Here is a 21,897-nt window from a genome sequence, read left to right as displayed (position 1 = left end):
GTTTCCGCGCCGAGACTGACTCTAAGATTTATTTTCTGAGGACGTGCCGGCGCGTTTTGTAGCGTTCTTTAGAGCGGTGGCGCTGGGAGCTGATAGTAGCTGCGCCAGGTGAACACCGCCGTGACCAGCTAAAGTTTCTGCTTGGGTGCGGCAAGAAAAGCCGTCCGCCAAGAAGACAGCGTCCGGGTTGGCTTTTAACTGGGGTAGGAGGGCGTGCTCGGCTACCGCCAACGACATCTGGTGATGGGCAGCTTCCATTCCGAAATTTCCGGCCATGCCGCAGCAACCTTGCAGTTCCACCAGATTCGCGCCAGTTTTCTCGATTAGGGCGCGATCGGCTTCCCAGCCCATTACTGAATAGTGGTGACAGTGCGGTTGAGCGACTACTTTCACCCCGGTGAGGTCAGGTAAGCGCAGGTCGGGACAGTTAGTGGTTATGAATTCCGCAAGAGTAAAGGTAGCTTCCCTAACCATTAGGGCGCGTGGGTCAGCTGGGAGGAGTTCTAAGAGGTCATCTCGTAGCACCGCGGTACATGAGGGCTCAATTCCCACAATCGGGATTCCATTAGCGGCAAGCGGCCCCAAACGTTCAAGAAGTCTTTCGAGGTGTCTGCGTGCCCCTTTAAGTTGCCCGGTGGTAATCCAGGTCAGCCCGCAGCAAGCATCTGGGGGCGCCAAAAACACCTGCCAGCCTGCCTCACTGAGCAGTCTAACTGCGGCTTTGACTCCGCGTTGGTCTAGTCCCCGCGAAAATGAATCTGCCCAAATCACCACAGGTTTAGAGGTTGAAGACGAGGTAGTGCGCATTTTTGCTGACATGGGAAGCCGTTTTTTCCCTGCCCCTATTTGACGCTTAGGATACTGTTTTTCTAAAGAACGAGTAGCAAATCGTGGCAAAGCACGAGAAGTATCCAGGTGAAGCAGCTTTAGCGCCACCTGGGTTAGCGGGCGAATCTTGGTAGCCAAATTAGCCAGTTGCGCCGCTCCCGGAATCTTTGCCATCAGCCGCAGCCAACGCGGCAACCATCCCAAGGCATAATGGGAAAGCGGACGCGGCCGTCCCTGGTAGCGCCGGAATAAGGTTTCGCTTCGCCACTTTGCCATATCTACCCCGGCAGGACAATCCGCAGAACAAGCCTTACACGCAAGACATAAATCCAGCACCTGCCAGATTTCGGGGTCTGACAATCCGTGAATTAGTCCCCCATTGGTGGCTTCTTGCAGGATACGCGCCCGGGCGCGAGTAGCGTCCTGTTCCCGCTGGCTTGCTTGGAAAGAAGGACACATGAATCCGCCAGCCGCGCTGTTATCGGCGCGGCATTTTCCCACCCCGGTGCATCGATGGAAAGCGTCGGTAAGGCTGCCGGCGTCCTCGGAAAAAGCAAAACCTTCCGGGTTTGCTTTCAGGGCGTGTGCCTGGGTACGCCGTACGTTTTCTGCCACCCCATCCGGACCTGCTGGGCCGGTCAATACCCCAGGGTTCATCAGATTCTCAGGATCAAATAAGGCTTTCACCTGCGAAAATAAACCTACGGCTTCGGGGGAATACATCTCGGGCAGCAGCTCAGAACGCGCCCGACCGTCCCCGTGTTCCCCGGAAATAGAACCACCGTATTTTCCGACTAGCTGCGCGGCGGCAAATAAGAAATCTCGCGATTTACCTAGTCCCGCGGCACTTCCCAGGGGCATATTGAGCCGTACATGTACGCATCCGTCCCCAAAATGCCCATAGAGCAGCCCATCCAACCCGAACTTTCCTAGCAGCTTTTGAAAATCCTGCAAATAGGCGGCCAAATTTTCAGGTGGTACTGCCGCGTCCTCCCAACCTGGCCAGGCCTGGTCACCTTTAGGAGTTCGTCCTCCCAGTCCCGCTCCATCTGCGCGAATCCGCCAGAGAGCAGCCGCATCGGTGCCGGGAGGATAAATCATGACTGCATTCCCGCTCGCCCCGGAGGCCGCTGCGAGTTCGCGCGCCCGTCGCATAGTCGCGTCCTCATCTAGACCTTCTCCGCCGACCTCGCACAGTAGCCAGCCGCTACCTTGGGGCAAATCTGGGACTGCGCCCGAGCCTTTATGTTTGCGCACTACTTCCACTAGCCGAGCATCCATACCCTCCACTGCCAGGGGTTTTAAGGGCAGGATTTTAGGTACGGCGGCGGCAGCGGCAATCATATCGGGGAAACCTAACGCTACCAGCACGGGAGCTTTGGGAAGCGGTACGAGGCGCACGGTTGCCTGAGTGAGAACCCCCAAAGTACCCTCGGTTCCAGTCAGGAAAGGGGCGAGGGCACAGCCATTTTCTGGTAGCAGGTGTTCCAGGGAATAACCAGATACTTGCCGCCCAAAGCGTCCAAACTCGGTACGGATAGTAGCTAGATTAGCTTCTACCAGGGATTTTAAGCCGGGAATTTGTTTGATTTCTTCGCTTTGCGAGGACGAATCTTGCAGGGGAGCTAACCCGGCATTTTGCGGGGTCTGCCCGGCGATAATCTCGCGCCCTAACCCATCGATTAACCGCAACTCTAAAACGTTATCGGAGGTGCGCCCATAGGCGGTGGCGTGCGGCCCGCAAGCATTGTTACCAATCATGCCGCCGATGGTGCAGCGAGAAGAGGTAGACGGATCGGGTCCAAATCGTAAGCCGTATTCCGCGGCCGCCTGCTGTAACTGGGATTGGACTACCCCTGGTTCTACGATGGCATAACGCTTTTCGGGATTAATTTTTATGATTCGATTCAAGTGGCGCGAGTAGTCGATTACTACTCCCGGGCCAATCGCATTTCCGGCACACGAGGTACCTGCTCCCCGCGCCGTCACTGCTACCCGGCATTCCCGAGCAGCCTGCAGCAGTATCCGCAGATCGTCTTGATCTAATGGGCAGGCAATAAGTTTGGGAGGAATCCGATAGTTTGAGGAATCCGTGGCATAGACGGCACGGTCAGCGCGGGAATCTAGGAGTTCTCCGCGAAATTTTTCGCGCAAGATAGAGCGAAATCTATGGTAGTCACCTGCTTTGATACCCATGATTCGCCTTTCGTCACTTCTGTGCCTAATCCTATCGGTTTCCGGCTTACCCCCTAAAGCGTGTTTCATTCCCAGACCCCTGGCGCAGTGCGTTTTTCAACAGCTAGCAGATTTGTTGAACCATGAGCGAATAACTGTCACGTAAACAAAGTAAATGAAGTGTCAGAAATAATAATTTCTGACACTTCCGGGCGACAAGCCTGACACTTAGAGTATTTTACCAGGTAATACCGCCCTTCTAACTGTCAGGGTCATCTCCGGAACCCGAACTGAGCCATTTTTCCCACCCCGGTACTACCCGCCAAACAACCCAGCGACCTTTGCGTCCTCTGCGTAAAAACCCCATCTCTTCCAGACCACTTAAGTCACCATGCCCGCTAGGACGAGACACCCGGAATCGCTCCGCCACCATCTGCGCCGTCCACAGCATTTCTGGCTCCCCCCGAGATTCCAACAAAATATCGATTTGCCGATTATTCAAGTCGGCGCGATCTTTCAACCCTTCTTTAAGCTCTGCCGCCTGACGGCGATCATCCGCTAGGTATTTCTCCAGATGCTCCACAGCTCTGCAAAGGATTTTTAGCTGATAAATAAAAAAATACGTAAGATCTCCGTCGTCATATTCTACATTCAAAAAAGCCCGCGCATACTGAGCAGGCGCTTGCTTTAGTAATGAGGAAACCACCAAAAATCTGGCTGCCGGAAAACCTGCTTTCAGCAACATCCAATAAAACAGGGATCGTGCAGTTCTCCCGTTGCCATCAGCGAAATAGTGATCATACCCCATCATGAAATGTACAACCATCGCTTTCAACAGCGGGTGCATCCACGGCTCAGGATTATTTATGAAGTCGCACAGCTCCTGTATTCGGGCAGGTAACTCGCTTGCCAGCGGCGGAACATAAATAATCTGATTCGAGTCTCCAAATATCTTTACCCGGTCATTCTGATCAGACTGTACCGTGCCCGCATCGCTTGCTATCTCTAAAGTCCCCTCCGTAACGGTACGGTGTAGGTCTTTAATAAAATCGGGAGTAGCCTCACGATCCAGCAAGTCCTGCAAATTCTCCATCGCCAAATAGTTATTAACTATCATTCTTTCGCTGATATCTTTAGGCTCACGGTTTTGTTCCAACAGCTGCCGGGCAACCCGCCGCGAGGTAGATGCCCCTTCTAACTGGGCAGAATAAATGGCTTCATCGGTCAATCCGTTGTAAATGAACTTGTGACGCTGATACGAAGATACGCTCGTGTCCAAACTAGATAACTTTTGACCCAAGAAGTAACATTCTCGAGAAATAAAAGCGGGAAGGCAATAACGGAAGGGCCTTCCCGACTGCTGCCTGAGGGCAATAGGGATTGCATTATTTTCCCGCTGCAACCGAACAATCCCCCACCATTGAGAAATATTTAAATCAAAGGGAGGGGTTTGGTGGCGAAACTTATCCCAAGGGTCATAGGGCTCAAGAGAGCTTTTCCCCAAGGCTGCAGCAAGATTACCGCCGAGGGTTTTTGTGGCACTGGCAAACTCCTCAATATAGTCAGGAGGCATCGCGGGAGTTTTCATATCTCCACCCTAACAAATGAAGTGTCAGAAATAATTATTTCTGACACTTAAGGGCGACAAGCCTGACACTTAGAGTATCTATCCAGGTAGACTCCGTCCCGAAGTGTCAGCCAGAATTATGCCCTATCAAAGAGGACGCAGAATACTGGTCACCAACAGTGCGTTAGAGCGTAAGGACTAGCGGCGCTATTAGATACCAAGAGGGGCTAATGCTCATTGGGTATTATCACCCGAGCAGACCTGCAGGGGCGAGAAATAAAAATGGATTCAGGCTTACCTGAATCCATTTTTTACTATTACCGCCGTTACTTCTTGTTGCGACGTTGGTGACGAGTTTTACGCAACAGTTTACGGTGCTTTTTCTTTGACATGCGCTTGCGGCGCTTCTTAATAACCGAGCCCACTAGGCCCTCCTTTTGCTTCTTGGTGCGCCCAGGGCGCAGATAAAACCAGAGAGTATTTTTCTTGCCCTACTATACAACACCTGAGCGGATACTAACTATTGGCTACGCCGGAGGTCTGTTCCCAATCGCCAAAACCTTGCCCCATCATCTGATCTACCGCAGCGGTAGGTACTCTAAATGATTTACCCACCCTGACTGCGGGAATATCGCCAGCGTGAATCATGCGGTAAACCGTCATTTTGGACACGCGCATCAAATCCGCGACCTCTGCCACTGTCACGAAGCGTGGAGCTTGCTCCTGTGCCATAACTGTTCCGTCCTGAGTTTTAATCCATGCCGGTTTGGGGGCTGTCTACAAATTTTAAGTCGTTTACCTAGAGAATCTGGGCGCTCGACATCTATCTATAAAAATACCCCATGAAGCCCACTTTTCTCAACTGTCACAGGATGCTTACTAAAAAATCACTAACGTTTTAAGTTATCTACAATGTCTTGAAGAAACATTTACTATAAATAAACTTTTTCGAGGACGAAACAACAGTTTTCCCTACCCCCAAATAACCCCGTAGAAACGATTACCGCTCCTCCTAACCGAAACTAGCAACTGCGCGCTAATATCAAGGCAGGATAGATTGCTAGAAATACGCTTAAAAAACAGGAGGTGTGATGGCAAAGCAACAGCGCAAAAGCAAGCGCACCAGATTTAAGCAATCAATAGACCACTTAGCCCGCACCTCCCCCGCGCGCCTAGTGCTAATACTTTTCGGTGCAATCATCCTGGTAATGACCTTGTTGCTATCCTTACCGATTGCCACCACGACCGGAAAACCCGCCAACCTGGTAGACGCTATATTTACCTCTACCTCCGCGGTTTGCGTAACCGGACTGACCGTAGTCAATACGGCCTCGTACTGGTCCCTATTTGGACAAATAGTAATTATCCTCGGAATTCACATCGGTGGTCTGGGGGTAATGACCCTGGCATCTATCTTGGCGCTAGCGGTCTCACGCCATATTGGACTCACCCAACGCATGTTGGCAGCAACCGAAAAAACCGCCTCCCTCGGAAAAGTTGGCGGTCTTATCCGCACCGTGATAGTAACCTCTCTAACCTGTGAATTTATTCTTTTTATTGCTCTACTTCCCCGGTTTATAACCCTAAACGAGTCCATTTCCTCAGCAATCTGGCACGCCCTATTTCAATCAATATCAATCTTTAACAATGCGGGATTTATCAACCTCCCCGAAGGCATGCAAGCCCATCTTGGCGACTGGTGGATGGTTAGCCCAATAATCCTCGGAACTTTCCTGGGAGCCCTCGGTTTTCCAGTGATGCTAGACCTAAAAGAGAACTGGCGTTCCCCCCATCGCTTAACTTTGCACTCGAAACTAACCATAACTACCTATACGGCAGTATGGGTGGTTACCGCAGTGGTAATCGCGTTCTCAGAATGGAACAATCAGGGCACATTCGCCGCTATGAGCACCGGAGATTCTCTCCAAACCTCCATCCTGTTCGGCGTAAACTCTCGTTCCTCCGGAATCAGCACCATCGACGTGGGACAAATGACCAGAGGAAGCTGGTTCCTATTAGATGTGTTGATGTTTATCGGTGGCGGATCGGCCTCTACCGCCGGTGGCATTAAAGTATCAACCCTGGCGGTGATGATATTAGCAATAATTGCCGAGGCGCGTGGCGACCGGGATGTGGAAGCATTCCATCGGCGCATCCCTCCCTCGGTAGTGCGCCTATCGGTAGCAGTTACCGGTCTGGGAGCAATAATCGTTGTGACCGCAATCTTCTTCTTACTGTCAGTAACCGATTACTCGATGGACGTAATCGGATTCGAAGTAATCTCTGCCTTTGCCACCGTAGGACTATCAACCGGAATTACCCCCGATTTACCAATAATCGGAAAATATTCCCTAGTAATCCTAATGTTTGCTGGTAGGACTGGTACTATGACGGTCGCGGCGGCGCTCGCGCTGCGCGAGCGCCGCCGAGTTATCAGAATGCCCGAAGAACGCCCCATCATCGGATAATCCAGGCAAAAATCTAGGTTAATACCCAAAAATCTAGCGAAAACTGACCTTAAAACAGCAACACCCGTTAGAGCTGCCACAAAGAGAAAGTAGGCGCTAAGAACAATCCTCGTCTCGTCCTCGTAAATTCCTAAATCAAAATCCTGACAAAAAGCAGGCTAAGGCATCTGCGCGAACTGCTCCAAAAGTTCAGCATCACCGGACACAATAATAATGTCATTGGCATCAATACGAGACTGCGGAGAGGCGTACTCAAATGGCTGTCCCGCAGACAGTACCCCAATCACCGTAACCCCATACTTCGAACGCAAATCCAACTCCTCCAAAGTAAAACCATGACAAACCTTAGGAGGACGCATTTTCACCACCGAGAAGCCCTTACGATCCATCTCGATATAGTCCAGCATCTTGCCACCCACCAAGTGAGCAGTACGCACACCGGCATCATATTCCGGATAAACCACATGGTGAGCCCCAATCCGCTTCAAAATAGAGCCATGCTCTAGCGAAGTGGCTTTCGCCCAAATCGAAGCAATCCCCAAATCCACCAGATTAGCGGTGATAAGCACCGATGCTTCCAAGGCGGTTCCTACCCCCACCACTGCGGCTTGAAAATCAGTCGCCCCCAATTGTTCGAGCGCCTCCGCACTGGTAGCGTCAGCTTGAACTACCGGAAGTCGCGACTGCCATTGGGTAACAATCCGCGGGGACTTCTCTACAGCTAAAACCTCACGATCCAGACTGTCTAAAGATGCCGCCACTGCCGATCCGAAACGTCCCAGACCAATAACGAGCACTCCAGAAGTGCCGGAATCCCGCTTAGCCATATACGTCCTCCTTATGTTCCCAGACGTAGATAGTTACGCCATATGCTTCCAGCCTACCGCGCAACAACCGTTGTTAGGACACCCGCGCTAGAGTTAAAGCATGGCCAAGGTAAAAACTAGCTATCAATGCTCCGAATGTGGCTGGCAATCCAGCAAATGGTTGGGACAATGCCGCAACTGTAAGGCTTGGGGAACTTTAGAAGAAACCGTACCCTTAGAAACTGCCAACACCCAACCCGGTAAAATTGCAGGCAAAACACCTCTCACTAAAGCCCTTCCAATCCGTGAAGTTGATATTGCTGACGCTAGATTTATCCCCACCGGAATTGGGGAACTTGACCGGGTGCTGGGCGGCGGTCTGGTGGCAGGATCCGTGGTGTTACTAGCAGGTGAACCGGGGGTTGGTAAATCAACCCTGTTGCTAGATGTAGCTGGAAAAGTTGGCTCTTTTTGGAAAAACAAATCAGTTCTATATATAACCGGGGAAGAATCGGCAGCCCAAGTCCGTCTGCGAGCCCAGCGGATTGATGCTCTCGCTGACAATCTACTGTTAGCTGCGGAAACAGAACTAGAAAACGTTTTAGGGCATATTGATCAATGTTCTCCTGCCCTAGTAATCGTAGATTCGGTACAAACAATTGCTTCTGCCCAGGTCAGCGGGCAAGCCGGGAATGTCACTCAGGTGCGCGCCGTCTGTCAAGCGCTAATAGAGGTAGCAAAGAGTCGCGGAATCCCGATTCTGCTGGTAGGACACGTAACCAAATCCGGTGGAATCGCCGGGCCGCGCGTCCTCGAACATTTAGTTGATGTCGTAACCCAATTTGAAGGCGATCGCCACACCCGTTTACGACTACTGCGAGCGGTAAAGAATCGCTATGGCGCCACCGATGAAGTTGGCTGTTTTGAACTGGTTGAACGAGGAATTATTGGGTTAGAAGACCCTTCGGGACTATTTCTTTCACAAACCTCCTCACGGGTACCTGGTACTTGCGTGACCGTGACTTTAGAAGGGCGACGCCCTATGCCTACCGAGATTCAAGCCCTGGTTTCCCCGCTAGTCTCGGGAGGGTCGGCTCGGCGTACCACCTCGGGACTAGAATACTCGCGAGTAGCAATGACCCTCGCGGTATTACAGTCTCGCTTACGCCTGGCACTATCCAACTGTGATGTGTATGTTTCTACCGTAGGGGGAGCAAAAACCAGTGAACCGGCAGTTGATTTGGCGGTGGCGTTAGCGATTACCAGCGCCGCCCAGTCGCGTCCTCCCCTAGAGAAAATGGTGGCTATCGGAGAAGTGTCCCTGACAGGGGAAATCCGCGCCACAGTAGGGTGCGGGAGGAGATTATCCGAGGCAGCGCGGCTAGGTTTTAGCCATGCCCTAATACCTCGCATAGGAGCCGAGGAAGTTTCCGCACCCAAGGGAATGACCCTACATCCGGTAACCAACCTGGCAGAAGCAGTTATGACCGCCCTCCCAGCGGAGGGAACTACTTCAAGGTAAAGACTGCTTTAGCTTCGGTTATTTCTTTATCGTTAAGGACGGGAATCGCCTGATAGGTTCCCGCTTGCGCTAAATCGCCCTTATCGCAGCCATTCCTGACTTTGCCATCCCAAGTTAAAGTACTGTTATATTCCACGGCAGTTCCCAGCAACAATGGCTGTTCCTGCGCGCTACCTTGGCATTTCCAAGATTGCCAAACCGTATCTTGACCGGTAACAATTTTTACCCCCACCTTGTCTGAAGCTCCATTCATGGTGCAGGGTTGATCGCCTTTAGTGTTACGTAAAACTATCTTGAAATTGACTGGGGAGCCAACCTGATTCTCTGCTTTTTCTGGCTGTAACTTATATGCAATGTTATTCATATCGCAAGTAGTAGGTTGGGTTACCAGCTCTTTCGTCGTTTGCTCCGCTTGGGCACGCTGCTGAGTATCATCCGCCGCCTGCATCCATGCCCAGGCAAAACGAACAACGAAAACCACTAAGGCAACTAATATTGCCAGGATTAAAAGGGCGACTACCCGGCGCACCCAAAATGTTGCTTGCGAGGGGCGCCCATTAGTATTACGGCGCTGGCGACGGTCTAAATTCATGCCACCAGGTTACCGCACGTGCTTAGGCAGAAACCGGATTGGCACCACCCGGAGCGCTATTTCCACCCGGCTTTCCCTCGTCGCTATCATCAATCATGCACCAGGATTCCACAAGTAACGCGACTATTAACAGCAAAGCATTAGCCAATGCCAACGCAATAACCTGGGCGGCAAAAGAACCCGCAATTTCGGTATGACGTATCTGGAACACCAAAATCAGTTGAGACAGCAGATAGCCTAAAAACAGGGAGGCCCAAACCGCAGATGCTTGGGCAACCAACGCCACCAAGGGTGCTTTTGCCAACTGAATCCAAGAAGATTTTCCCTCTCGTAAACGTTTAACTGACTGTCCAAAAATCCCCAAAACAATCGCGCCACAAAACACAATAACCGTTAAAACTGGGCTGAACTGTAAAGGAGTTCCCCCCATTTTCAGCGCTAAATCACTGAGAAAATAGCCGACTATTAGCGCAATCGCTCCTAGAAACAGTAGGGATAGTCTGCTAAGCGGTTTCATAGGAGCCTATCCCCTATCTGCCGGGTCAAGAAACTCGGTAGGTTGATCAGTAGAATCGTTTTCCGGTTTCACTATCGGAATTGCTCCGGTAGTGGTAGGACGTAAAATCGAACGTCGCTCTACTGTAGGAGTATCGTGCGGGTCGCTATCATCAGCGCGAGATAAATCCTGTTCTGTAATTTCTAGACTGTCAGGGCGGGGCGGATTCTCCAATGTGGGAATCGGACCGGTCACCAGTCTGCCGGCGTGACGACCACTGCCGTATTCTGCTTCTTCCTCAACCTGTTCGGTATCGCTACCGGCTTCCCGGTTTTGATCTTCGACAGTCTTAGGCTGACTATCACCGCCCTGAACAGCACTTTCAGCAGGATTTTCTAATCTGCACTCCTCTTCCATTAAAGGCGCAGGAACGGCATTTTCCCAGGAGTTTTCCTCCAAATCCTCCGGACATTCTGCTGGTTTAGTGATATTTGGGACTGAAGATAGCTGTTCATCGCCTGAGAACTGGCAAGGCGCGGAACTGGGAGAAACAGATTGCCATATCGGCTGCGCAGCATCCTGCGATAGGCTGCTTTCATCTGCTGGTGGCAGCTCATTCAAATACTGTTCACTGCCGGTTTTTTCTCCAATAAAAAACGCTTTTATCCGCTGCCAAATACTCTTTTTCTTTACTTCTTGTACTGGAGAGGAATTATCCCAGTTATCAGGAGGATTGGGTGCTTTAGAAACAGAATCTTCCCCCGCACTGATATCCGCAATATCGGCTTGTGGAGCGTTCTTTGCCGGTATTCCCTCATCTAATATCACTGGTTGCTGGGGAATTTCAGTATTTAGGCGCGGCAGCGGCTCCGAAGAGACCGGAGTGGGCAGTGCCGATGAATCGTTACTAACCGCGGGGATGGGGGGAAGCGGCGAGGAGGTTACCGCGTCCTTATCCGAATCAGCAGCATCCTCCGAATCCAGTTGCGGGATTTCTGCACTGGGGTGCAGCTCGCGCGCATCATCTAAAACTCTGGGGGCTGCTGGAGGACGAGTAAGCGCTGACCAGCGAGGTAAGGGAAGCGCCCCGGAACCTGCTTCTGTTTGAGGATGCTCACTGCCCAACCAGTTGGGGTAAATCTCTTTAACGCCGTCACGATCAGCGGCATAGTCAGCAAGAACCACCACTTCTCCCGCGCCCGCAAGCTGGGCGGTAGGAGCAATTAGCGACCAGGGCAATAACACGAAGGCGCGTTTGGCGGCACGAGGATGCGGCAGCTCTAAACGTTCATCATCACTGGTCACGCCTTGATAATCAATAATATCTAGATCAAGGGTGCGCGCTGCCCAACGCTCGGTCCGTTTCCGCCCATGCTCGTCCTCGATACCCTGCAATAAATCTAATAAACCCAGAGGTGAGAGCATGGTTGAAACAATTATTACCGCATTTAGGTAATCGGGCTGCTCTTCCTGTCCAGCAGCGAGTACCGCACTGGTTCGCACCAGCGGTGAAACTTCAACAATCCCAACCCCGCTCGCAGCCGATAGCTGCGATATTACTTGCCGGAAAGTGTCGGAAACATTTCCGATATTTCCCCCCAGGGCAATTACTGCTTGCCGGGGCGAGGAAGGCACCTGTTCCAAGGGGCTATCTAGCCCCCCACCAGTCCTATCTTCCTGCTTAGATGGCTGCTCGGCGGAGTCATTTTCTTCCTGCGTACCATCGGTATTTGACGTATCGGAGTTATTCTGGTCGAACGGGATAATATCTTCTTGATTTGGCGAGGGCGCGGCAGCGGAAATCTCTTTAAGGTCTAGCAGCTCGGTGTCAGGCTGAGAATCTTCGACCTCTTCCGGCAGATAGGGTTTAAAGTTATCTAAACCTCGCCAGATGGTTACCGAGACATCTTCTTTTTCTACCCCCAGCGGTGCGTCTGGTTTATGCACACAAATCCGAACTGCCTGCACATTGGGAAGCGCTAGGGTTTCCTCGGCGATTTGGGCAGCCACTTTTTCTAGTAAATCTTGGGGCTCACCGCTAATGTTACGGCTAATAATGCCACTGACCTGCGAGTAATCAACCGTATCTGCCAAGTGGTCGCTGCGTCCTGCCGGCTGCATATCCAAGTAAATATCAGCATCAACTGAGAAAAGTTGCCCATCCTGGCGCTCATGGTCAAGCACGCCGTGTAGACCGCGTTCCTTAATACCGACCAGGCTGATGTGGTCGAAATACTGGAGACGTTCAGTGATTTCGTCGGGTTTTAGCAACATTTTACTTCCCTCCACAGTTGGCCGGCTGCGACCGCACTGGCTGAAGCCGCAACATTATGTACTCGCACTGCCCAAATTCCTTTAGCTGCACACAGGGCACTTACTGCCGTGGTTGCTGCTTCGCGTTTTAGTGCTCCGTCTTGCACCCCGGCAGGAATCTGGCTGTCACAAATCTTAGGTATCGCCAAGTCTAAGAATCGTTTCCTTGAAGCCCCGATAAGCAGCGGATAGCCTAGATGATGCAATCTATCGATATTTCCCAGCAGCTCCCAGGACTGTTTGGCAGTTTTGGCAAAGCCCAGCCCCGGATCAAGAATGAGACGGCGCATATTAACCCCAGCCTCTTGGCAGGCGTGAGCACGCTTGGTCAAACCCTGACAAACCCTGCCGGTAACGTCTCCTCCGTAATCACACAGGCTATCCATAGTTTTGGGGTTACCGCGCATATGCTGACAAATATAGTAGGCATTATTTTGTGCCACTACTTCCAGCATCTGCGAATCCTTCACCCCGCCCGAAACATCATTGATTATTTGCACCCCGAGCGCTATTCCCGCCTGGGCAGTGGAGGCATTTACAGTGTCTAGAGAAATAGGTAGCGGGTGAGAGGATTGTTGCCGATACCCGCGAATCACCGGCAGAACCCGGTCTTGCTCTTCGCTGGCACTAATCGCTTTAGCCCCCGGACGGGCGGATTCCCCTCCTATGTCGAGAATATCTGCCCCCTGTGCTTCTAGCTCCAGGGCATGAGCGATTGCTTTATCAGGGTCGTACCATTGTCCACCATCGGAAAAGGAATCTGGAGTTACGTTGATAACCCCCATGACTTTGGTGCGCCCGGGCGTAAAGAGGTCAGGAATCTCCAGAATCTGCATAGTTCTAGCCTACCCGTGATTAAAGCCCCTTGGTGTTTACTAGGAGGTCGAAACTGATTTTTCTGGTTCTTTAAGCCGAGAGCGTCCTCTGGGGAAAGTCAGTTTGCGCGAATCAGGGAGAGCACTTCTGCTCTACTACGTGAATCTGAACGGATAATTCCACGTAGAGCCGAGGTGGTGGTGCGTGCCCCCGGTTTTCTAATCCCCCGCATGGACATACATAGATGCTCCCCTTCGATTACCACTGCGACCCCGCGAGGATTTAGCTTTTCCATTAAGGCATCCGCCACCTGGGCGGTTAGACGCTCTTGCACCTGCAAGCGATGAGAAAAACCCTCGACCACTCGTGCCAGTTTCGACAATCCGGTTATGCGACCATCACGGGGAATATATGCCACATGTGCAACCCCAAAAAAGGGTAACAGGTGATGTTCGCATAGGGAGTAGAAAGGGATTCCCCGCACCATCACCAATTCGTCATCATCAACCTGGAACTGTTTTTCTAAAGGCTGTGCCGGATCGGTTAGCATCCCCGAAACAGCTTCTTTCCAGGCTCTGCCCATGCGGGCAGGGGTTTCCTGTAACCCTTCTCGGTCAGGGTCTTCCCCGATAGCGATTAGCAGGTCGCGAACCGCTTTTTCAACCCCCTCTTGGTTATAGCCCACCAGTTATTTACCTTCCACTTCCAGGTCTTTAGGAATCGGAGCGGTGCTTGGGGCGCTAGGTTCAGCAATCGGATGTCCGATTACAGCTCCGGGAACAGCCCCTTCTTTGCCGTATGACCATATTTCTCGCTCGGCTTGCCTAGTTACCGGAGCAAAAATATCTGTCAGCTCTTCTTCTAGCAAAGTTTCTTTTTCGATTAGGCGGGCGGCTAAATCGTCGAGGATACTGCGGTTTCGCGTCAGAATCTCCCAGGCTTCGCGGTTGGCACTATCCAGGAAGTTACGTACTTCTTCATCAATGGTACTGGCTACGGCTTCTGAATAGTTTCGGCTAGAAATCCCGTCACGCCCCAAGAATGGTTCACTGTCATCTTTCCCGAGTTTTACCGGTCCTACCTTATCGGACATCCCAAAATCGGTTACGAGGCGACGGGCAGTAGCGGTGGCCTTTTCAATATCGTTGGACGCACCGGTAGAGGGGTCAAGGAACACCAGTTCTTCAGCTACCCGCCCTCCCATGGCATAAACCAATTCATCTAACAGCTGGTTGCGGGTGCGCGAATAGCGATCTTCAGTGGGCATCACCATGGTGTAGCCGAGGGCGCGCCCACGCGGGAGTATCGTAACCTTGGTAACCGGGTCGGTATAACGCAAGGCAGCGGCACAAAGTGCGTGTCCGCCCTCGTGATAAGCGGTAACCAGCTTGTCGTGATCGTTCATTACCCGAGTGCGTTTTTGTGGCCCAGCAATCACCCGGTCGATAGCTTCATCAACTGCTCGCATATCAATCAAATCGGCATTAGAACGCGCAGTCAGCAGCGCAGCTTCATTAAGCACATTTTCCAGGTCAGCACCGGTAAAACCAGGAGTGCGTTTGGCAACCTGTCCCAAATCAACATCTGTGGTCATTGGTTTGCCTTTGGCGTGCACCTGCAAAATCGCTTTGCGCCCCTTGATGTCGGGCGCATCTACGTTTATCTGCCGATCAAAACGTCCTGGACGCAGTAGCGCCGGGTCTAGCACATCGGGACGGTTGGTGGCGGCTATCAAAATCACGTTAGTGTTTTCATCAAACCCATCCATCTCTACTAGCAGCTGGTTTAGGGTTTGTTCGCGCTCATCATTCCCGCCACCCATACCGGTACCGCGGTGACGACCAACAGCATCAATTTCATCAACAAACACGATTGCGGGGGCGGATTCTTTGGCTTGGCTAAATAGGTCACGTACCCGCGAAGCCCCCACACCCACGAACATTTCTACGAATTCGGAACCCGAGAGAGTAAAGAATGGTACCTTAGCTTCCCCAGCTACCGCTTTGGCTAGCAGGGTTTTACCGGTTCCCGGAGGGCCACACAGCAGCACGCCCTTGGGGATTCTAGCCCCCAGGTTATGGAACTTAGCCGGGTTAGCCAGGAATTCTTGAATCTCTCGTAATTCCTCTACCGCTTCATCGGCTCCCGCAACATCACCAAAGGTAATCTTGGGGGCGCTGGCATCAAGTTTCTTGAACTTCGATTTACCAAACCCCATAATGCCGCCGCCCTGCATTCTGGACATTGCCCACCAAATCAAGGCAAAGAAAAGCAGCAGCGGAATCATCATCTGGGCTAGGGCTGACCACCAAGAACCGGTGGGGAAAATCGAGTTATAGCCCTTTTTGAGGTTAGAGTCTTGAATCAGTTTGTTAATCTGTTCTGCTTGTGGCTGCACAAACGTGAAAGTAACTTCTTTGGCGGCACTTGGCGGGAATATCTGCGTATCCTGTCCCAGATTCTTTGGGGTGTATTTCTTTGAGAGCGTCAGTTTTACCTGCTGAGTACCATCATTAATCACTGCCCGCTGCACAGTTTTGCCTTTTAACAGCTCAATACCCTCGGAGGTATCGACCACTGTGGGCGCCATGGCTTGCGAGAATACCCAAAACACGGCAATCACGACAATCGTCGGAATTCCCCATTTGAGCCAATATTGCTTGTTACTATTCTTTTTCTTATTCGCCATTTATCGGTTTCATACCCTATTAGCCGGTGCCGCTAGGCGGCGTTGTCTCGATAGATTTAAGCCTAAACGCTTTGCGCCCTAAATGCTTACTTTGGTTCTTGTCACCCCAATTATTATGCTTTCGGCGCAGCGGTTTAATTAACTGAGGAAAAACTCCTACTGATAAACGTGAGGAGCCAGTGTACCTACGAAAGGTAGGTTTCTATACTTCTCTGCATAATCCAGACCGTATCCAATCACGAACTCGTCCGGAATATCGAAACCTATGTATTTCACCTCGACTTCAACTTTTGCGGCCTCGGGTTTACGCAGTAGAGCCGCAATTTCTACCGAGGCTGCACCCCGCGATGAAAGGTTGCGGGTGAGCCAATCCAAGGTTAGCCCCGAGTCAATCACGTCCTCTACGATAAGCACATCTCTGCCGGTCAAGTCGGAGTCTAAATCTTTTAGAATCTTCACTACCCCAGATGATTTAGTAGCAGCTCCATAGGATGAAACTGCCATCCAGTCTATTTCGGCAGGAGTGTGGATAAGGCGAGCCAAATCAGCCATCACCATGGTGGCTCCCTTTAACACTCCCACCAGCAGTATTTCGCGTCCTCGATAATCTTCATCGATTTTTTTCGCCATTTGAGCGAGCTTATCTTTAATTTCTTGCTCGCTGATCAATACCTTTTCGAGCGCATTGCCCATATCGTTTGCGTCCATTTTCCCAGTTTATCCTTTTGATTTTGTTCGATTCTGCCTAAATGAAAGCTTATAACTGCCTTTTGTTCGCGAACATACTACCTGACCAGGCAACTGAATCGGACCGGTTCCCCGGCGGGCAGTCGCTAAAAAGTCCACGGCATCTAGCTGAACTTTCCGCAGGTCTGAGGCGCGCGCACCAGCCGTAAGCGCCGCCAAGCGCCACACTCGTTTACGGATAGCTGCCGGTTGGGAAAGAAGTTCTTTGGTTTCCACTGCCACCGTCCCCACCTCGTCCTGACTGGTTTTGTTAAACCATTTTTCAGCGAGGGCATCTAAAGCATCAAGGTCTTCTTGTAAAAGCAAAGCAGTACGCGCGAGGGCGGGACGCGGATCAACTCTTAAAGCTTTTTCGAGGGCGGGTAGCCCAAGATGTCGTAAAGCAGCGCGACGCAATGGGTTTCCATCTGCTGCCTGTACCGGCCCATCTGGATAGTTAGACGGGTCGTCGATATAGGGCAAGCCCCACTGTTTACAGGCAGCGACAGTATCGGTGCGCGGTAGGTCTAACAGGGGGCGTAAATACCCGGCTCTCTTGGCGCTATGCCCGGTAGCTACGCCCTTTGGTTTTATGGTTTCAAAGGGGCGCATTCCGCAAATCGAACGCGCTCCACTGCCACGTATCAGCCCTAATAGAACGGTTTCTGCCTGATCGTCACGGGTGTGCCCTAATAGGATAAATACTTCCGATCCTATTTTCCCGTAGTATCTAGCTTGCTTCTCCAACGCGAGGTAGCGCGCTTTACGTGCCGCGCCCTCTTTACCACTGCCGTTTTCTTGGGCGGAAAGCTCTAATAGGGCGATATCTGCGTAGCCGAGTTCCTTGAGGGTTTGGCATACCTGCCTTGCTTGAAGCGATGATTCTTTGCGCCAACCATGATCTACGGTTACGCCTACCAGGTGAAAGTTTCTAGAGGAGGCAAGCTGACTACAGGCAGCAGCCAGTGCCAGGGAATCCGGCCCGCCTGAACAAGCAACTAGCAAGGTGGCGTGAGGATTAGTTTTTTCCAGACGCCTAAGATACGCCAATACGGCGCGCTGTACGCGCCCGCCAGCACCTGCCGGCACGCCCGGTAGCTCCTGTGCTTTCACAGGGATGCCAGTCCGTTTACAAAGTTGTCGATAGCGGCGCGGGCATTTTCCCCCGTTCCTTCTTTATAGGAATCAATGATTACGGCAAAGGTTAGGGTACGACCGGATTTTGTGGTCACTAGACCGGTTAAAGATCTGGCTCGCTGCAATGAGCCGGTTTTTGCCCGCACATTACCGGATGCGGCTTGCTGCGAATACCGGGTATCCAAAGTTCCATCTAGAGCCCCGATTGGCAGTGAGGACACTATGGGGCGTAACTGCGAGTCGCTGCCTGTTGCCGCTTTCTGCATGACTGCCGCTAACAGAGCCGGTTTGATCCTATCTTCAGTTGATAGGCCAGAACAGTCTTGATTAGCGAAATCTGCGCTCTCTAGATGCAGTTTTTTCAAGACTTTCTGCGCTGCTTTTATCTGTCCGGCAAAGTTAGTACCGGAACCAATTTTGGCTGCCGATGCCCGACAAAGCACCTCTGCCAGCATATTATTGGATTCTTTTAGAGTTTCGTGAACGATTTCGTGCAGGGCAGCACTTTTTACTTCCGCTAACATTGCTGCTTCTTTAGGCGCAGTACCGCGTTGAACCGCTTCGACACTAATCCCGTTATCTTTCATTCGCTGCGCGAATTGTTGGGCTGCTGAAAGCGCAGGATCAGGCAGGTATCCGTAGGATAGCTGCGGGTTCGCCAATCCGTTATTGATGGCTATGGGAGTGGGCTTACTTTCATATCTGTCGTTTCCTTGCGCTTTCCAGTTGGGAAGCGGATTTTGGTCTCCGAAAATGCTTTCATCTAGGAACAGCTGCGTGGTGCTGACTTTTTGCGCTTTGAGTTTCTTCGCGGTTTTAGCAGCTAAATCTCCCAGACCTGCATATCCAGAGATAGCGGCGGGATTGCCCGCATTGGGGGATAATAGCTGATCCCCGTTTCCTCGCAGGTACAGTTTCCCGGCTGCGAAATGGGTTGAGGTGGTGAAGCGATATTGCGCTCCGAGGGTATCCAATGCGGTGGCGGCGGCAATTATTTTAGAGGAAGAGGCGGGGGTCATCAGCTGGTTTCCGTTTATCTGGGCAATAGTCTTCCCGCTTGCGGTATCAATTACGACCGCTCCCGCTCTGGCGTTAGCATCCGGGGAAGCTGATTCCTGAGATTTATTGTCTACTCCGTGTTGTGCTTGACTAACTAGCTGATCCATCAGGGGTTTTAACTGTTCTGGCGTAACTTGATTAGCCTGTTCATTTATCCCTTTGGTAGCCTCGGCTTTCGTGGTGTTGAGGTCGATTTGGACGGTTTGCGGTAAATCTAGGGATTGTTTTTCTATTGTTAGGATTCCTGGAACCAGATTGTAAGCGTCGGCCACCGCATATCCGAGGCTTCCGATTACTAGGGCGACCAGAAGAATTAGCGGCAATAGGACGGATTTTCGCATTCTTCCCCTAGCTGACGAATTTTCAACGTATTCTTACAATATAAAAAGTAGATGCCATGACTTCGGCGGTAAATACTTTTGCCCCGATTGTCGCATATTTCGCTAAAAAGGCGGAAAGGGGAAAGGGAAATGGAATTTGACGTTACTATCGAGATTCCGAAGGGTAACCGCAACAAGTACGAGGTTGATCACGGAACGGGTCGTATCCGCCTAGACCGTATGCTGTTTACTTCTACTCGTTACCCTGATGACTATGGCTTCATCGATGGGACTTTGGGCGAGGATGGCGACCCTCTTGATGCTCTGGTGATTTTAGAGGAAAGCACTTTCCCGGGTTGCGTTATTCGTTGCCGTCCGCTTGGAATGTTCCGGATGCGGGATGAAAACGGTGGCGACGACAAGGTGCTATGTGTTCCGGCAGCAGATCAGCGGGCTTCGTGGCGTACCGAGATAGAAGACATTTCCGAGTTTCACCGCCTTGAGGTTCAGCATTTCTTCGAGGTTTATAAGGACCTAGAGCCAGGCAAATCGGTAGAGGGCGCGCATTGGGTTGGGCGCAAAGAGGCCGAGGAAGAGATTCGCCGTTCTCGTCAGCGTATGAAAGATTGGGAAGCGGAAAACGGCAAGAAGTATTTCGGACTGGTTGCCGATGTTTTCGACGGACATATAACCGAGTAGTTTTTTCTGTTAAGCACGCGAGAAACACCAAATAGCCTATATTGTGAGCTATTTCATACTTTACTGTTTCTCGCGTGTTTTTCTTTGTGACACCAGCTATAACACCTCGAAACTGCCGGTTTGATTAAAAATAAGCTTCAGCTTTCATCTTTGTTACACATGTTATTAATGTGAAATATGTTGTTAGAGATACTAAAGCGCGGTATTGTGACACTTAGCTCGACTTATAACTCCCAAAAGTCGCTCTAGGAGGATAGCTTATGAAGCTCCACGTATCTACGGAGCGTAAAGCCGGTAGGCGCGCGCTGGTAGTCTCGGCCAGTCTCGCCCTAGCAGCTTCCGCTTCAATATTTGCACCCGCTGCCTTTGCTTCACCTGCCGATGACAAGGTCGAAGCGGCCAAGGCGGCAGAAAATAGCGCTGCTAACTCAGTGGCAGACATTGAGGCTCAGCTGGTCAAGCTCAGCGCCTACACTCAAGATGTCCGCGATCAAGCAGAGGACGCAGAAGCCGGTTATAACGACGCCATCTCTAACTTGGTGGTTGCCAAAGAAACCGCTGACAAGACCGCGAAGGACTCTCAGGAAGCCAAGGGAAAAGTTGAGGAAGCCCGTAAAGCTCTGGGGGGACTAGCCCGCACGGTCTATACCACGCAAGGATCACTATCCTCGCTGACTCCTTATCTACATGCCGACGGTTTGCAAACTGTGGAAATGAGGAAGGTCTCCATCGAACTGTTCGGTTCGAAGGCGGATTCCCAGATGCAGACCTTCGACTCGATTGCCAAAGTTGCAAGCGTTTTGGAAGCGCGAGCTAAAGCGGCACAGAATGAAAAAGCTGAGGCAGCGCGGGATTTAAAAACTCAAAAGGAAGCTGCTGACAAGCTAAAGGCTGACACTGAGCAAAAGCTAGCTTCCCTGGGAGCTCAGCGTGAAGAGCTAGTGAAGAAACTAGCAGCTGCACGCGGTGTAACCGAGCAGGCAGAAAAAGAGCGCCAAGAGCAGATTGAGGCTGAACGGAAAGCCCGGGAAGAAGCCGCAAAGCAAGCTGCTCTAAAGGCTGCTGAAGAACAGGCAAAGCGCGAAGCAGCAGAAGCCGCCCGTAAAGCAGCCGAGAAGAAGGCTCGCGAGGAAGAAGCCGCTAAACGCGCAGAATCAAACCGGAAGTCTAAAGACTCTAAAGCTAATTCCAGCCAAAGAAAAAATAAGAGCAATACTGCTGGTAGTTCAGATTCCAAAGCAAACAATACCTCTGAGAAAACCTCCTCTGCTAGCCAGCATGGCTCTAGAGCTGGAGTAATTTCTTATGCTAAACAGTTCATAGGGGTTCCTTATGTTTGGGGAGGCTCGACTCCAAAGGGATTTGATTGCTCGGGACTTACCTCTTATGTCTATCGGAATGCTGCCGGAATATCTCTGCCTCGGCGGGCGATACAACAGCGTAGCGCCGGAACTATTATCCCCAAATCACAGGCTCAACCAGGGGATATGGTGAACTACCGCAGCCACGTCGGAATTTACCTTGGAAATGGCTATATGATTCACGCTCCCAAACCTGGAGATAAAGTCAAGATTGCCCGAGTTTACGGAAATCCAGTTTACGTTAGGGTGCTGTAGCCCCTTAGGCACATCCTCTAAAACTACAAATAGAAATGCCCGGTGGCGGCGCGGATGGTTTAATCCCC

The 21,897-nt window shown here is 51.4% G+C and carries 18 protein-coding genes; 4 read left to right on the top strand and 14 right to left on the bottom strand.

Annotation, left to right across the window (positions count from 1 at the left end; genetic code table 11):
- Window positions 1-21: 21 nt before the first annotated feature.
- From PG728_RS06475 to PG728_RS06460, 4 genes are all read right to left on the bottom strand, one after another.
- A complete protein-coding gene (locus tag PG728_RS06475) occupies window positions 22-3,024 on the bottom strand; it encodes an FAD-binding and (Fe-S)-binding domain-containing protein (RefSeq protein WP_270626505.1) in 3,003 nt (1,000 codons plus the stop codon).
- 238 nt (window positions 3,025-3,262) lie between these two features.
- The gene (locus PG728_RS06470) at window positions 3,263-4,591 is read right to left on the bottom strand and encodes a Fic family protein (RefSeq protein ID WP_270626504.1); all 1,329 of its coding nucleotides are present in this window, start codon (window positions 4,589-4,591) and stop codon (window positions 3,263-3,265) included.
- Between the two features lie 305 nt (window positions 4,592-4,896).
- The gene (locus PG728_RS06465; RefSeq protein WP_005504750.1) at window positions 4,897-4,995 is read right to left on the bottom strand and encodes a 30S ribosomal protein bS22; all 99 of its coding nucleotides are present in this window, start codon (window positions 4,993-4,995) and stop codon (window positions 4,897-4,899) included.
- Window positions 4,996-5,086: 91 nt separating this feature from the next.
- Window positions 5,087-5,302, bottom strand: a complete 216-nt coding sequence (locus PG728_RS06460; protein WP_072510349.1) for a helix-turn-helix domain-containing protein — start codon at window positions 5,300-5,302, stop codon at window positions 5,087-5,089.
- Between the two features lie 359 nt (window positions 5,303-5,661).
- Here PG728_RS06460 and PG728_RS06455 point away from each other — a divergent pair, with 359 nt between their 5' ends.
- The gene (locus PG728_RS06455) at window positions 5,662-7,038 is read left to right on the top strand and encodes a TrkH family potassium uptake protein (protein ID WP_072510350.1); all 1,377 of its coding nucleotides are present in this window, start codon (window positions 5,662-5,664) and stop codon (window positions 7,036-7,038) included.
- A 158-nt stretch (window positions 7,039-7,196) separates the two neighbouring features.
- Here PG728_RS06455 and PG728_RS06450 read toward each other — a convergent pair whose 3' ends face one another.
- Window positions 7,197-7,865, bottom strand: a complete 669-nt coding sequence (locus PG728_RS06450; RefSeq protein ID WP_270626501.1) for a potassium channel family protein — start codon at window positions 7,863-7,865, stop codon at window positions 7,197-7,199.
- Between the two features lie 100 nt (window positions 7,866-7,965).
- Here PG728_RS06450 and radA point away from each other — a divergent pair, with 100 nt between their 5' ends.
- A complete protein-coding gene (radA, locus tag PG728_RS06445; RefSeq protein WP_270626500.1) occupies window positions 7,966-9,366 on the top strand; it encodes a DNA repair protein RadA in 1,401 nt (466 codons plus the stop codon).
- Here the strand turns inward: radA and PG728_RS06440 are convergent.
- The 9 genes from PG728_RS06440 to dacB all read right to left on the bottom strand — a co-directional run bounded on the left by PG728_RS06440 (window position 9,353) and on the right by dacB (window position 19,535).
- Window positions 9,353-9,958, bottom strand: a complete 606-nt coding sequence (locus tag PG728_RS06440) for a hypothetical protein (RefSeq protein WP_270626498.1) — start codon at window positions 9,956-9,958, stop codon at window positions 9,353-9,355. The two genes, radA and PG728_RS06440, sit on opposite strands and share 14 nt — an antisense overlap.
- A gap of 22 nt (window positions 9,959-9,980) precedes the next feature.
- Window positions 9,981-10,475 (bottom strand): DUF3180 family protein, encoded by a 495-nt coding sequence (locus PG728_RS06435; protein WP_072510354.1) that lies wholly within the window; start codon window positions 10,473-10,475, stop codon window positions 9,981-9,983.
- A gap of 6 nt (window positions 10,476-10,481) precedes the next feature.
- Window positions 10,482-12,728, bottom strand: coding sequence for a 2-amino-4-hydroxy-6-hydroxymethyldihydropteridine diphosphokinase (gene folK, locus PG728_RS06430; RefSeq protein WP_270626496.1), 2,247 nt, complete (start codon window positions 12,726-12,728; stop codon window positions 10,482-10,484).
- Window positions 12,719-13,603, bottom strand: coding sequence for a dihydropteroate synthase (gene folP, locus PG728_RS06425; RefSeq protein WP_072510356.1), 885 nt, complete (start codon window positions 13,601-13,603; stop codon window positions 12,719-12,721). The genes folK and folP overlap by 10 nt, the downstream gene beginning before the upstream one ends.
- Window positions 13,604-13,701: 98 nt before the next feature.
- Window positions 13,702-14,268, bottom strand: a complete 567-nt coding sequence (gene folE / locus PG728_RS06420; RefSeq protein WP_270626494.1) for a GTP cyclohydrolase I FolE — start codon at window positions 14,266-14,268, stop codon at window positions 13,702-13,704.
- Between the two features lie 3 nt (window positions 14,269-14,271).
- Window positions 14,272-16,272 carry an ATP-dependent zinc metalloprotease FtsH gene (ftsH, locus tag PG728_RS06415; RefSeq protein WP_270626492.1) on the bottom strand — a complete coding sequence of 667 codons (2,001 nt, stop codon included), beginning with the start codon at window positions 16,270-16,272 and terminating at the stop codon, window positions 14,272-14,274.
- Between the two features lie 156 nt (window positions 16,273-16,428).
- Entirely contained in the window at window positions 16,429-16,980 is a 552-nt protein-coding gene (gene hpt / locus PG728_RS06410; RefSeq protein WP_270626490.1) for a hypoxanthine phosphoribosyltransferase, read from the bottom strand.
- 9 nt (window positions 16,981-16,989) lie between these two features.
- Entirely contained in the window at window positions 16,990-18,111 is a 1,122-nt protein-coding gene (tilS, locus tag PG728_RS06405; RefSeq protein ID WP_270626488.1) for a tRNA lysidine(34) synthetase TilS, read from the bottom strand.
- Window positions 18,108-19,535 (bottom strand): D-alanyl-D-alanine carboxypeptidase/D-alanyl-D-alanine endopeptidase, encoded by a 1,428-nt coding sequence (dacB, locus tag PG728_RS06400; protein WP_270626486.1) that lies wholly within the window; start codon window positions 19,533-19,535, stop codon window positions 18,108-18,110. Before dacB ends, tilS begins: the two co-directional genes overlap by 4 nt.
- 129 nt (window positions 19,536-19,664) lie before the next feature.
- Between dacB and PG728_RS06395 the strand changes: the two genes are divergently transcribed.
- Window positions 19,665-20,213, top strand: a complete 549-nt coding sequence (locus PG728_RS06395) for an inorganic diphosphatase (RefSeq protein ID WP_072510361.1) — start codon at window positions 19,665-19,667, stop codon at window positions 20,211-20,213.
- Between the two features lie 260 nt (window positions 20,214-20,473).
- Complete coding sequence (locus PG728_RS06390; protein WP_270626483.1) at window positions 20,474-21,829, top strand: C40 family peptidase; 1,356 nt, start codon at window positions 20,474-20,476, stop codon at window positions 21,827-21,829.
- Window positions 21,830-21,897: the final 68 nt, after the last annotated feature.

Origin of the sequence: Varibaculum timonense (genome assembly GCF_027694345.1) — a bacterium.
Lineage (GTDB): Bacteria > Actinomycetota > Actinomycetes > Actinomycetales > Actinomycetaceae > Varibaculum > Varibaculum timonense_A.
Note: the sequence above shows the minus strand (reverse complement) of the source record. Positions and strands in the feature narration are given on the sequence as shown.